Origin of the sequence: Desulfococcus multivorans (assembly GCF_001854245.1) — a bacterium.
Classification (GTDB): domain Bacteria; phylum Desulfobacterota; class Desulfobacteria; order Desulfobacterales; family Desulfococcaceae; genus Desulfococcus; species Desulfococcus multivorans.
On sequence record NZ_CP015381.1, the window covers coordinates 1360001 to 1373374 of the forward strand.

10 protein-coding genes (1 of these 10 running past the window's edge) are annotated in these 13374 nt (G+C 50.2%); 6 read left to right on the forward strand and 4 right to left on the reverse strand.

What is annotated here, in order from left to right:
- Positions 1-795, forward strand: partial view of a beta-ketoacyl-ACP synthase III gene (locus tag dmul_RS05870; RefSeq protein WP_020875466.1) — the 3' portion only. 192 nt of this gene lie to the left of the window's left edge; 795 of the gene's 987 nt are visible here — the last part of the coding sequence; its start codon lies beyond the left edge, outside the window; its stop codon occupies positions 793-795.
- Between the two features lie 182 nt (positions 796-977).
- Here dmul_RS05870 and dmul_RS05875 read toward each other — a convergent pair whose 3' ends face one another.
- The 4 genes from dmul_RS05875 to dmul_RS05890 all read right to left on the reverse strand — a co-directional run bounded on the left by dmul_RS05875 (position 978) and on the right by dmul_RS05890 (position 8631).
- Entirely contained in the window at positions 978-3713 is a 2736-nt protein-coding gene (locus dmul_RS05875; protein WP_020878142.1) for an Lcl C-terminal domain-containing protein, read from the reverse strand.
- A 162-nt stretch (positions 3714-3875) separates the two neighbouring features.
- Positions 3876-5549 carry an Hsp70 family protein gene (locus dmul_RS05880; protein WP_020878141.1) on the reverse strand — a complete coding sequence of 558 codons (1674 nt, stop codon included), beginning with the start codon at positions 5547-5549 and terminating at the stop codon, positions 3876-3878.
- A complete protein-coding gene (locus dmul_RS05885; protein WP_020878140.1) occupies positions 5515-6327 on the reverse strand; it encodes a nucleotide exchange factor GrpE in 813 nt (270 codons plus the stop codon). Before dmul_RS05885 ends, dmul_RS05880 begins: the two co-directional genes overlap by 35 nt.
- A gap of 201 nt (positions 6328-6528) precedes the next feature.
- Positions 6529-8631: a 6-phosphofructokinase gene (locus dmul_RS05890; protein WP_020878139.1), complete on the reverse strand. Its 2103-nt coding sequence runs from the start codon at positions 8629-8631 to the stop codon at positions 6529-6531.
- A gap of 412 nt (positions 8632-9043) precedes the next feature.
- Between dmul_RS05890 and dmul_RS05895 the strand changes: the two genes are divergently transcribed.
- The 5 genes from dmul_RS05895 to dmul_RS05915 all read left to right on the forward strand — a co-directional run bounded on the left by dmul_RS05895 (position 9044) and on the right by dmul_RS05915 (position 13368).
- The gene (locus tag dmul_RS05895) at positions 9044-9871 is read left to right on the forward strand and encodes a transporter substrate-binding domain-containing protein (protein WP_020878138.1); all 828 of its coding nucleotides are present in this window, start codon (positions 9044-9046) and stop codon (positions 9869-9871) included.
- 110 nt (positions 9872-9981) lie between these two features.
- The gene (locus dmul_RS05900; protein ID WP_020878137.1) at positions 9982-10992 is read left to right on the forward strand and encodes an amino acid ABC transporter permease; all 1011 of its coding nucleotides are present in this window, start codon (positions 9982-9984) and stop codon (positions 10990-10992) included.
- A complete protein-coding gene (locus dmul_RS05905) occupies positions 10992-11723 on the forward strand; it encodes an amino acid ABC transporter ATP-binding protein (RefSeq protein WP_020878136.1) in 732 nt (243 codons plus the stop codon). The genes dmul_RS05900 and dmul_RS05905 overlap by 1 nt, the downstream gene beginning before the upstream one ends.
- 227 nt (positions 11724-11950) lie before the next feature.
- Positions 11951-12628: a CBS and ACT domain-containing protein gene (locus dmul_RS05910; protein ID WP_020878135.1), complete on the forward strand. Its 678-nt coding sequence runs from the start codon at positions 11951-11953 to the stop codon at positions 12626-12628.
- A gap of 50 nt (positions 12629-12678) precedes the next feature.
- On the forward strand, positions 12679-13368 hold the full coding sequence (locus dmul_RS05915) for a superoxide dismutase (protein WP_144016471.1): 690 nt from the start codon (positions 12679-12681) through the stop codon (positions 13366-13368).
- Positions 13369-13374 lie beyond the last annotated feature (6 nt).

Below are 13374 nucleotides of genomic sequence, written 5' to 3' on the forward strand. Positions count from 1 at the left end.
CACAGCCGCGTTTTACCGGAAGACATCGAGTTGATCATTTTAGCGACCATCACCCCCGATATGACCGTACCGAGCGCTGCCGCCATCGTCCAGAAAGAATTGGGCGCCAATCGATCCTGGGGGTTCGATCTGAACGGCGGATGTACAGGGTTCATATACGCCATTGCTACGGCATCGCAGTTTATAGAAACGGGAAGATATAAAAACGCTCTGGTGATCGGGGCTGATAAGATGAGCAGTATCATCAATTACGAAGATCGGAACACCTGCGTCATCTTTGGCGATGCCGCAGGAGCGGTGCTTCTCGAACGATCCGAAGACAATGATTTAGGCATTGTTGATTTTGACCTTCATATGGACGGCATTGGTGTGGAATATCTGAACGTTCTAGGCGGCGGCAGCCTGCATCCGGCAACAGCGGAAACGGTGAGGAAAAGGATGCACTACGTCTATCAGGACGGTAAGACCGTTTTCAAATATGCCGTCAAGGGCATGACCAATGTATCGGAAGCATTGTTGAAGCGAAATGGATTGACAGGAAATGATCTACATCATTTGATTCCTCACCAGGCCAATTATCGGATCATCGATGCCGTCGCGAAAAAGCTTGGTTTGACTTCGGAGCAGGTTGTTATCAATATTGAAAAATATGGTAACACAACCGCCGCAACTATTCCGCTTGCCATGTCTGAAGCGCATCAGATGCATCGTTTTCAAAAGAATGACTGGATGCTTCTTACCGCTTTTGGCGCCGGCTTCACTTGGGGAAGTGTTCTGCTCAAATGGGCGATTTGACTTCGATTCAATATATCATAATTCAAATTTCGGCATTCAGCGCCCGGTGCCGGCGCAAGTCGACCCATCCCCCCCCCCCCCCACGCGGTATCGGTCAGGAATGGTGAACTCAGGATCGGACGATAAATACCCATGGGGATCCGAGGTGTTGATGTTATTCCGGTAGCACTGGATTCAAGATCTTATCTGACCGCCAGTACCGACCCGCAATTTTCGATTTTTTTGGATTCCTTTTTCCATTTCAGGGTGCTGTCGGGGGTGAAGACATAGGCCATTTTGTTCCAGCCATGCCAGAAGAGTTCCGATGTCCAGAAAAAATGGGTACGGTTTACGGGAAACGGGGTTTGGGCTTGAAGAATAATCTGCAACTCTTCCACTGAAGGGATGCGCCAGTCGTTATATCCCCCAGCGTTGAGATTTTTGACATATTGAAGCGCTTCACGGTGGGTAATGCATTGATTGCCCGTATCTGTCGTATCGAAAAGGCACCACGTCAATCCGGTTCGCCGGTCTGTAGCCGTACCGTTTTTGTTGTCGATAAAGGATATTCCAGCGCTTCGCAGCCATTGGCTGATCCGGTGCTTCTCTTCGGATTTCAGGACGGCATTGCTCATATCCCGGCGACGTTGACGCTCCTCGATCTGTTTGTGTTTGACGAGAGCGGCGAGAATGATTTTCGCTTTTGGAGTATAACTGCCCTGGGGATGGTTTCGGATAAAGGTCTCGACCCTGGCTATGCGATTCGACAGGCTTGTCCGGCGGTCTTGAACATAGGTTGTCACCGCTTTCCAGTCATGTATTTCCCTTTCTGTTTCATGTTGCCTGTTTTTCAAATTCTCCAGTTTTTCCATCTGGATCAATAGATATCGTGCTTCTTCGCCGAACCAGTCCTGAGGATATTTGGAGATAAAGCTCCTGATATCCTGGATACGTTTCGTGAGGTTCGATCGATCGTTGGGGATGTCCGCCGAAAGGCGCTTCCAATTCCGCTCCGCCTGCTTGAAGGTCTCGATCTGCCGATCGTAGCGGCGTATTTCGTCAACGATGGTTTTTTTGATGACCAAGGGCAGTTCCGGATTGAGTTCAAGATACGATAGATATATTTGTCTGGCCCCTTCAAAATCGAGTCCTTTTTTTTCCGCATCCTGTTTCATGGACACCAACTCTGATTGGCTTTGCAGGATCTTCTCATATTTTGTTTTCAGCATCGCGACATTTTCAGTGCGCTCGGCTTGGGGATATCTTTCAATGAAATGGCTGCAGAGTATAATGCAATCCCTCCAGGTTTCCTGCGCTTCACAGTCCGTGAGTTTTTCCTGGAGGATCTTGTAGTTTCGTTCTTCCAACGTGTTGGTAATTTCCAGAAGTCTTGTTTTCGCTGCTTCTTGATGGTGTCCGCCTGGATATTTCTCGAGATATCGGCGAAAAAGCGATTTGGCCATGGGCAGTTGCCCGCTCTGGATGAGAGTTTCAGACTCTGTGAGGACCTGATGGTAATCCCGGTCTTCGATAATCTTCTGAACGGATAGCAGCATGCTTTCCACTTCAGGCGTAAAATCGCTTTTGGGATATTTCTCCAGAAACGCGCGAAAAATCGTCTCCTTTTGTTCCGGTTTTCGTAGTTGCTCCGAACGCGCTATGACATTTCTGAATTCCTGGGCCAGCAGCTTCTTTTTGGCGGTAATGAAAAAAAAGACGGATGCCGATACCAGAACCATTGCTGCAATGATGGGGATCGGGCGAAGGAATACGGGCCGCCGTTTGGCAATGAACGGCTTGGGTTTCTCGATTTTCCGGTTTCTTTTGCGTAAATACCCTTCAATATGTAATCTCGCTTCATCAATATCCATTCCGAGTTTGAGAGCGTTTTTCATCAGAATTGAAAAATATTCCGCATGGATTTTTTTGCTGATGCCCGTGATATCCATGTCCGCCTCGAGTTCCTTGAGACGCGACAAGGTCAAACTGCGATCGTAGGCGCTCCGGTTTTCCTCGCTTTTGAAGATAAATATGCAATGTCCCGCCAGCGTTCCGCCGGCAGTCGTCCTGGCATCCTTCTGTCCGATTTTCCGGATCTCTATCTCCTTGTCGTGGGCCCTTTCCTGTAAAATACTCAAATCTGCGCTCGGTAAAACATCCAAAAAATCATAGAGAGAGGATTTCCCGACGAGTTTCAAGTTGTCTTCGATGAGCTTTTCTGTGCTTTTTTCCAGCGGTTCAGGTCGGTCTCGAAGAGGCGAAGCGTTTTTCTTGATGACGCACCGTATTCGGCGGACAATATTGTCCTCGGATATCAGATAAAGCCGGGACAGAGCCGTTATCTCTTGTCGAGCAATATAGCCTCTCCGGTTGCAGCGTTTGAGATAGGTGTCTATTTTCCTTCTTTTTTCGTCTTCTTTTTTTTGAATCCACTCTGACGCTTTTTCCGGTGTCAGAGCAAACTCCTTAATCAGACGCTTATGATATTTCGGATCGGTTTTCCCGGTTCGGATCAGTTCCTCGATGACATAGTTGATGAGAAAAAGATGTTGTTTTTGCGCAAGCCGCTCCTGAATGCATTCCCTGGAAACCCCATTCAGGCAAGCCAGTTTGGAGATTTCATCATTGGTGATGTGTCCTTTGCTCAACAGGAGAGCGATATGTCGATCGATTTTGATGTTGGATTTTTTTTCGTGCTCGATCAGAAGGTCTTTGGCCGCTTCAGCCTCCTTTTTCCGAAGGGCATCGTCCATCATGATTTTTCGGATTTCGGGGATGAGCCCCATGTAGTGTTGTGCTTGGGTACCTTTGGTCGGATGATTACGAAGACGACTCCAAAGTGCCTGCTTTTTTTGGATCGCATCCTCAATGACCTTTGGGTCATTTTCCGGAGGATCGATGGAAAGCTCCAAAATAAAGTAATAGTTTTTAACGTCCATGGATTGGCCTATCGATGGCATTCATTCACGTCTGTATGTTTATGGAGTGTGTCAGGTTTGGCAGTATCGAAATTGAAAAACGGCGCCTTTGCTCCGATAATCGTTGTCATGAACCATCAGAGAAGGGCGTGGTGCTATGCGAAAGGGGATAAAGAGAGTTGGCTATATGACAACAATGTGTTTGGCTCGCGCTTTGGCTTCTTCGAACTCTTTTCCTCGAATTACCGATCGGGTTTCAATGGTCACACTGACGGATCGATGCGCGTCGCTCATCTCTTCCGCCGTTATCTCCATGCGGCCTTCCCGATTGAGTTTGAAGATAATCTCTATTGGGGTATTGGCAGCGATATCGGGCGGCAGATTCAGAACCGCCGTTCCGATAAGTATGGAGTTCTCCAAAGTCGCGACAACATCATTTTCTTCGTTTTCCATGATCTGAATCGAGGCAATCTCTTGATTGTCAACCGCCGTCCCGAATGTTTTTTTGGTGTTCACGGGAACATCGTTGTTTTTGAGAATAAGGTTATAGACAATTTCATTGCCATTCTGGTCATGTGCGACCACACCAAAGCTTTTGCTGGTGACGTTTTTGATTTTGAGTTTCGCGTTTTGAATATCCTCGATGGAGTATCCGGTGTCGTTGGCGACGAGTTGTTCAACTTCCTCAATTATGTCGTCCAGGTCCAGTGCGCTGAAATCTTCAAGCTCATGAATCTTTTTTCCTGTTTTCTGTGAGATATGCTCTCGAACCTCATCTTGCAGAAACAGTTTCCAACCATAGATGGCAGCCCCCTTGGCGACAGCTTCATCCGGATCAAAAAGTTTTGGTTCTATACCAAATTCCTTCTTGATCCGTTGAACCACCATAGGCATCCGGGTCGATCCTCCGACCAGAATGATTTCATCGAAGTGTTTGTATCCCTTCTTCACAGCTTCTTCGAGCATATCGTGGGTAAGGGCGATCGTTCTTTCGAGGAGATCCTGGGTCAGACGTTCAAACACCTTGCGTTCAAATTGAAGCTTGATGCGTTCGCCGCCGTGAGTGATCAGAACCTTGGTGCTTTCCAACTGCGTGAGATTTTTTTTCGCTTTTTCAGCCGACAGCTGCAAGTCCTGACAGGTATCGGCATCCGCGAGGATATCCTCCCGTATACCGGTCTGGTTTTGAAATTCTTCCACAAGGTAAGCGATCACCCGATCGTCGAAATCCTTGCCGCCGAGGTTGTGGTCGCCTCCTGTGCAGATGACTTCGATACTCTCATCCGGCTTTATGTCGATCATGGTGATGTCAAAGGTGCCTCCCCCCAGATCATATACAAGGATAACGCGCTCTTCATCTGTCTCAATCGAACCGTAAGCAATCGCGGCGGCAGTGGGTTCATTGATGATCTGCCGGACGTCGAATCCGGCAATTTCACCGGCTCTTTTTGTCGCTTCTCGTTCATTGATGCCGAAGTAGGCCGGACACGTTATGACAAGATTTTCCGTTCCGGATAATCCCAGATAGTGTTCGGCATCCTGAACGATTTTTCGAATGATAAAGCTCGAAATCTCCTCGGCACGATAGCGTACGGCATTATGTTCGAAAATGAAATTGGGTTCTCCCATTGAGCGTTTGACAAAACTCACGACATCGTTGGGATAGAGCTTTGAGTTCTCCTTTGCGATATCGCCGACAATGATATTGTTTCCGTTGAAGAAAACCACTGACGGGGTCAGCCGTTGACTTTCCGAATTCGGGATGACGACGGTTTTCCCGTATTCGTCAACGCATGCGATGGAAGAGTATGTGGTACCGAGATCAATACCAAATATTCTTTTTGGATGACCACTCATCGCTGTCCCCCGCTTTCTTTTCCAATTCCGGCGTTCTATAAATATAGACCGATACCATCTCCGGTCGAATGACCTCGCCGTCCCATACATACCCCGGGCGTAGGCTTTCTGCAACTGTTTTGTCCTTTGCCCTATCCGGCGTGTCGAGTTTTTTGAGAATTCTCTGTCGACTCGGGTCAAAGGTGTTGTCAGTGCATTTGAAGGGTCTGATTCCCTGTCTGCAACAGATATCTTCGAGATCTTCAGGAATGGATTTCAATAGATTGATCAGTTTCGTCGCCTGTTGAGGCGTGTTGTCATCCAATTGATGGAGCGTCAGATAATGAGTGATCTTTCGCATTCCGTCGATAAATTGGATGATATCCATGATTGTCGGCAGAAAGTATTTCTTGAGATGATTGCTTTTGTATTGCTGGAGTTCCTCGTGCAGATTATCGATGATTTTGTCCTTGTGGGCATCCGTTTTGATTTTGACCTGAAATTCCTTCCGGAGGACGGACAACTGGTTGGTGATGTCTTCCAGTTTTTGCTCAAAGGGCGTTATAGCCTCTGCCTTCGAGGATATGGCAAGATCATCTTCGTTGATGCGGTCGCCTGTCACCTGGACCTTCTCCTCAGTTCCTCCCGGGATGTGATGATCGCCCTCGCCGACGAAACCCGTCGGTTTTTCGGGGGGCGATTCATTGAGATACCGATCCCATTCCGTTTGGCGAGGGCCAGGGAGCCTCGTCTCGGATTCCGAATTTTCGGGGTTTTCCAAGGGGGCGTCCTGGGGCATCAGAGAAAGCTCCTTTCTCGTTCCTCGCATAGATGACGGGTTTGGTGATTCAACTATAACGGATAATCTAACTTTTTATAATAATACAAAAAAATAAATAATAATATATGTTATAAGGTAAACAGATGTGATCTGTCAATGAAAAAGATCCGTTTCGGAATGCTGCGGCACGATGCGACAACGGTGCAAAAGAGCATTTTCTTAAACGTCCATAGACCGACGAGACAGAGCATTCAAGAGCAACGTGAGCGGTCGACTTTCGTCGATTTCGCTGGACAGTCTCACGGGCCCGGGGTGTCGGTAGTTATCCTCTCCGGGAAACGCAGCCAACCATGATTCCCGATTTGCCTTAACGGCCTGAAACGCGACGGCCTCGAGATCGACGATGCTGCGCTCGATGACCAGGGCCAATTTCCCTTTTCGTTCCTCAAGATGCATCAATGGGGCGATGGGAATGCCGATGGGCTCCCAATCCGACAGAGCATGCTCCAGATTCTTGATGGCGGCCATCTGGCCGGTGGCCCCGTTGGCAATCAGACTGAAGACGGTAAGACCCAGATTGTAGGTGTATAAGCAGTCGAAATAGGTGGGATCGCTTCCTCGGCCGTCGTAGCCGTAAAAATGGGTCTGTATTTTGAAGTCGGGAACCGATTTTTTGTATATTTTCTGAATGGGTGGTGGAATCTCCCTGCCTTCCTCCATGGCATCTTCCTTCAGGAGGGCTTGTTTGAGGGTCTTGAGGGAGATGATATCCGCCTTCATCAGGAGGTATTCGCCGTCTTCCCAGTTGGAAAACAGCACATGGCCGTATGTTTCGGGATCCATACCGCCTGCCCTGAGGGTTTTGATAAAGTAGTCCCTGCGGATGCCGATGCGGTAATGCCCTTGTTCCTGAAGAATCTTGAGGTAGTCCTTGACCAGGTCCATTAACACCTTCTCGGTTTCGACCTGTGAGAAGGGAAAATTTCCATGGCTGTCTCTTTCCATGAGGAGGCCTTCCTGGAAAAAGTCCGGAATATCGTTGAACAGGTCCTCATCGCGGGTGTTCCAGACAGTGAAGGCGCTCTCGTCTCTGGACCGTTGGGCCAGGCGCCTCAGGTATTCGAGTTTGTCCGCCAGAAGCGGAAAATCCTGGTGGAAGCTCACGTCGTGGGTTGCGTTGTATTCGGCGATGATGGTATTGAGTTTAACGATAAAAATTTGAATTTCATTGATAAATTCCAGTATGCCCTCGGGGATCACCATTACCCCGTAATTTTTTCCCACTGCCGCCCGCCGGACAATCCCCTCACAGATCACCCGGGAGAGATTGCGGAGCGTCATGCCGTAAGCCGTGTAGTCGATGGTTCCGGTTTTTTCCGCTCGTTCAAGACGGGCCGTGTCGACATAATCGGCCAGTTCTTCCCCGATGAACGTCATGTTGGCATGGGTCTGGAGAGCGACCTCCAGAGCCAGATGACTTGCGACCCGCCCCATGACCTTACAGATATGCCAGTATTTGACATCCGAGCTTCCGTCGGTGCATAGATTCGATATTGCGCCTGCGAAAGCCCTCGCAGCCGAGTGAAAACCGAAAGACATGGCACACAGGACGTTGCCGGCATCGTCTCTGACCTGGATATCCCCGTCGATGGTCTTGGGAACCCCGATAACCTGGATCCCGTCCGCCAACATCTCCTGGGCCAGAAACGCGGCGTTGGTGTTGGAATCATCTCCGCCGACAACCACGAGAGCATTCAGTCCAAGGTGTCTACAGGTTTGTCGGGAAAGTGTCATTTTCTGGGGCGTGTCGATTTTCGTCCGGCCGGTCTTGATCATGGAGAATCCGCCTATGTTGCGGTACCGGTCGACGGTGTCGCGGGTCAACTCGATCGCTTCGTTTTCGATAATCCCGTCCGGCCCCATGAGAAAACCATAGATCGTGCTGTCCGGGTTGGCCTTTTTCGCCGCATCAAAAAGGCCGGCGATGACGTTGTGCCCTCCGGGTGCCGGCCCGCCTGAAAAGACGATGCCGATTTTTCTTGGCTTTTCATAAGATTCCCGATGGGCCGGGTTGTCGGTCTCAACGACACGCTGGACCCGATTGCCGATGATGCCGGACAATTTGGTCTTTGCTTCTCTGTCGATTCGAAAGGTATAGGTGTCGTCAGTTTCCAACGTGGTGTAAGGCGCGTGAAACACCTTGCATTTCGGCGGCTCAAATCCCGTTCGTTCGATGAGGGCCGAGGTGACGTTTCCTGTTGCCCGCCGGGCTTCGGATGTTTCAAGGACGTTTTCAATAGGCGGTGATGTGCTCTCGGGCATCGATTTCCTCCATGGCGTTAGGCATACTCAAGATCCTGCACGATCGACATCTCGTGGGAGATGAAGCGGGCGTTCGTCTATCGCCGTTTCCGCAGATCTTACCGGCAGGGCTTTTACGAGATTCATGAAAATGATAGGCGGCAGACATGACTAAAATACTTGAATATTTTATCCTCTCATAAATATCCTGTCAAGAGTCTTTAAAATTACTACTAAAAATCAGGAAGTTGTGTTATCATCTAACCTCCGACTTTCACAGCCGTATCCTCCCGGCACCGCTTTCCGGTCACCATCATGAAAGTCGAAAGTTGAGTTATCAGTCTCGTATTCGTTCTCAAAAAACCATTTACTTTGTGAGGCGGGCGTTATAAATAGATGTAATCTACTTAAATCATTATCAAGGAGGTTGTCGATGAAGCGAAATTTTCACACTGGAGCGATCTTGGTGCTGGCGTTGTTGATGAGTTCGATTGGGTCCTCGTGGGCGGCGGATATCGATCTGGCGAAAAAATCGACCATTGAACAAATCCTCCAGAAAGGCGAACTTCGGGTGGGCTTCGAGGCGGGCTACATGCCGTTTGAAATGACCGACCAGAAGGGGGAATTCGTCGGCTTCGACATCGACATGGCCAAGATGATGGCCAAGGCCATGGGCGTGAAATTCGTTCCGGTCAACACTGCCTGGGACGGCATCATTCCTTCACTCATTACCGGGAAGTTCGATATCATCATGAGCGGCATGACCGTCACCCAGGAGCGAAATCTGAAAGTGAATTTTGCCGATCCTTATATCGTTGTCGGTCAGGCGATTTTGCTCAACAAAAAGCATGAAGGCGCTATAACCTCTTACAAGGATCTGAACGATTCCAAATACATCGTCACCTCCAAGCTCGGTACGACCGGCGAGCAGGCCGTGAAACGCTACATTCCCAAATGCACCTACAAATCCTTCGAGACCGAGACCGAGGCCGTTCTCGAGGTCATCAACGGCAAGGCCGATGCCTATGTTTACGATCAGCCCAACTGCGTTGTCATCATGGCACAACAAGGCAGCGGCAACCTGGTGTTTCTGGATGAGCCGTTTACCTATGAACCCCTGGCATGGGCTATCACCAAAGGTGATCCTGATTTTTTGAACTGGTTGAACAACTTCCTGCGGCAGGTCAAAAACGACGGTCGATATGATCAGATTTACAACAAATGGATCAAAAGCACCGATTGGTACCAGAACGTGAAGTAATTTCAGATCCTTTACAGGCTCGGACGTGTCTGTCGAGATTCAGGTCCGGAATTTCGCTATCCGGACCTGGGTTGTGATCAGCCGAAACCGCCCAAAAGAAAAACATATAGATGAACTCAACCTTGACGCTTCAAAAGCTAAGGCAGAAAAGATCGTATTTTACATGGGCTACGGTATTTTTTTTGCTGTTGGCCGCCGCCATTGCCGGACTGTATTATGCCGCTGCCCAGATCGATTATGTGTGGCGCTGGTATCGAATCCCCAGATATTTTTATTACCAGGAAGACATTGAAATTCGATCGGAGATTGCCGGGGAGGTAACGGCCATAACGTATGCGGGGGACGGTGTTTCCATCACCGTCAAGGGAGACAACGGGGAAGAAACCTATAGCGCTCCGACGCGGACCGTACAGGTCAGCGACGGCGATCTGATTTTTGTCGGCGACACGCTTGCCTCCTACAAAACGTGGAAGGTTGGCATTCTCCTGTTGGGGTTGTGGATTACCATCAAGGTCAGTCTGATCGCCATTTTTTTCGGAATCCTGATCGGCGTGTTCGCCGGACTCGCCAGGATATCCACCAATCCCGCCTTGAAGTGGAGCGCCATTACATATATCGAACTGATCCGGGGATCGCCGTTACTGGTGCAGATTTTTATCTGGTATTTTGTTCTCGGAACGCTGATCAACACACTTCTCATCAAACAACAGGTCGGCATCACCATTCCGCCCCTGTGGTTCGGCGTTGCTGCCCTGGCATTTTTTACGGGCGCCTATGTCGCCGAGATGGTCCGCGCCGGCATTCAATCCATCCACCGCGGGCAGACCGAAGCGGCCCGATCCCTGGGGATGACTTATGGTCAGACAATGGTCCATGTCATCCTGCCTCAGGCCATGCGTCGTATACTGCCTCCCCTTGCCGGTCAATTCATCAGCCTCATCAAGGATTCCTCGTTGCTGGGGATCATCGCCATACGGGAGCTCAGCAAAGCCACACGAGAGGTGGTAACCACCAGTTTGCAACCCTTCGAACTCTGGTTCGTGTGCGCTCTTCTTTATCTTGTTCTCACCTTTTCGCTTTCCATGTGGGTGCAGTATCTGGAAAGGAGGACCCTGGTATAGTGATTGATGTCAGGAATATATCGAAAACCTTTATCGTTCCCCATGAGGTCCGCGCATTGGTCGATGTCTCGAACACGGTCAAAGCAGGGGAAGTCGTGGTGGTCATCGGTCCGTCGGGATCCGGCAAGAGTACGTTCATTCGTTGCCTGAACCACCTGGAGGTTCCGGACGAGGGGCATATTTTCATTGACGGTGTCGATATTCTGGATCCCAAAACCGACATTAATAAGGTTCGCACGGAGGTCGGCATGGTGTTTCAGTCCTTTAACCTCTTCCCCCATAAGACCGTATTGGAGAATGTCACTCTGGCCCAACGAGTGGTCCGGAAGCGCGGGAAGGAGGAAGCGCTCGACCGGGCCATGATCCTCCTTAAAAAAGTCGGGATCCAGGACAAGGCCAACGTCTACCCGGATCAACTTTCCGGAGGACAGCAACAGCGGGTCGCTATCGCCCGGGCACTGGCCATGGACCCTAAGATCATGCTTTTCGACGAACCGACATCGGCATTGGATCCTGAGATGATCGGCGAGGTGCTGGATGTCATGAAGACCCTGGCCAGGGAAGGTATGACCATGGTGGTGGTGACCCATGAGATGGGGTTTGCACGGGAGGTGGCCGATCGAGTCATCTTCATGGATCACGGTGCCGTCGTTGAGGAAGGGACCCCCGAGCATTTCTTCAGGAATCCGACCCACGATCGGACCAAGCTCTTTTTAAGCCAGATACTCTGATAAGAAACGATATGGCGGCGCGATGAGCGCCGATGCCCGTTCATATTTCACCAGGATCCATTGAACTCTGCTACCCGAGGAGAAAGCCGCTTTGTTTTATGGGATCCGGCCATGTTTGTCTTGACGACATTCGACGTTTATTTTGTTGATGCCGAGGACCTGCCTCCCGGATGGATGAGGCGGGAAGCAAAGCCCTTTTCAAACCACAAACCCGGAGGAGAACCGATATGTATGTTGGCAGGGTCATGCATACAGATCTCGTTACCGTGACGCCGGAAACGCCCGTCGCCGAGGCGCGGGACATTCTCGTCGAAAAAAGTATCGACCATCTTTTGGTGGTCGATAAAAAAGGCCGTCTCAAAGGGATCATTTCCGACAGGGATATCAAGCAGAGTTGGGCCTCTCCGGCGACTTCCCTCAGCGTCCATGAACTGAATTACCTTCTAAGCCGCCTGACCGTCGATATGGTGATGATCCGAAAAATTATTTCTATTTCACCCGACACCACCATCGAGCGGGCGGCTCTTCTCATGCAGGAGAATCGAATTCGGTCGCTGCCGGTCATGGAAGACGATCGACTGGTGGGGATCATCACCACGACCGATGTCATGGGCGTGCTCCTGTCGGCCATCGGTATCGATCAGGATAGCCGACGGTTCGTCGTGCTTGTCGACCGGGACCGCATCGGGAGCGTCGCGGAGATCACGAATATCCTGAAAGAGAAGAAGGTCAACATTTTAAGCCTTTTTGCATGGCCGGACAAGGGGGTCCCGGGGGTGTATCACCTGGTGATGCGGGTGCCTTCGGCAGACGGCGACCGTGCCGTTTCGGCCCTGACGACCGGAGGGTTTAAGGTGTTGACCGGATACGTAAAGGATATCACTCCCTATCTGCCGTCTCCATGAATGTCGTCCGTGTCGCGATTCATCACTACCCCCATTCAAGAGAGGAGATTATGAAAAGAAGAGAATTTATAAAAGTTTCAGTAGGTTTAGGGGCGATCGCAACACTTCAGATGGCCGGCATCAGCTGCAGTGAAAAGCGTGCCGGCGGATCGGTGTCCCTGCCTCCGTTGCCTTACAAGGCGGATGCGTTGGCGCCCGGTATTTCCGCAAGGACGATGTCTTTCCATTACGGCAAGCACCATCGCGGCTATGTTGACAAACTCAATACACTTATCCGCGAAACGTCGCTTGCGAACCTCCCGATCGAGGAGATCATCCGGAAAACCCACGGAAAGACGGACCAGATCGCGGTGTTTAACAATGCGGCCCAGGTTTACAACCATACCTTTTATTGGAACAGCATGATTCCCGGTGGGGGCGGAAAACCCAGGGGAATCCTTGCCGACAGGATCGACGCGGCTTTCGGTGGTTATGATCAGTTCGTTCAAGAATTTACGAACGTGGCGGCCTCACAGTTCGGAAGCGGCTGGGCGTGGCTGGTCCAGGACGAAGCGTCATTGAAGATCGTGGGGACATCCAACGCCGATACGCCCATTACGGCAGGGATGAAGCCGCTTTTGGTCATTGACGTATGGGAGCATGCCTATTATCTGGATTATCAGAATCGCCGGAAGGAGTATATCACGGCTTACCTGAACGACCTGGTCAACTGGAGCTTCGCTGAAAAAAATCTCGTATAATCGACC

Coding starts and splice junctions, on each gene's coding strand:
- dmul_RS05875 (WP_020878142.1), bottom strand. CDS start 3,713: ATGGACGTTAAAAACTATTACTTTATTTTGGAGCTTTCCATCGATCCT.
- dmul_RS05880 (WP_020878141.1), bottom strand. CDS start 5,549: ATGAGTGGTCATCCAAAAAGAATATTTGGTATTGATCTCGGTACCACA.
- dmul_RS05885 (WP_020878140.1), bottom strand. CDS start 6,327: ATGCCCCAGGACGCCCCCTTGGAAAACCCCGAAAATTCGGAATCCGAG.
- dmul_RS05890 (WP_020878139.1), bottom strand. CDS start 8,631: ATGCCCGAGAGCACATCACCGCCTATTGAAAACGTCCTTGAAACATCC.
- dmul_RS05895 (WP_020878138.1), top strand. CDS start 9,044: ATGAAGCGAAATTTTCACACTGGAGCGATCTTGGTGCTGGCGTTGTTG.
- dmul_RS05900 (WP_020878137.1), top strand. CDS start 9,982: ATGAACTCAACCTTGACGCTTCAAAAGCTAAGGCAGAAAAGATCGTAT.
- dmul_RS05910 (WP_020878135.1), top strand. CDS start 11,951: ATGTATGTTGGCAGGGTCATGCATACAGATCTCGTTACCGTGACGCCG.
- dmul_RS05915 (WP_144016471.1), top strand. CDS start 12,679: ATGAAAAGAAGAGAATTTATAAAAGTTTCAGTAGGTTTAGGGGCGATC.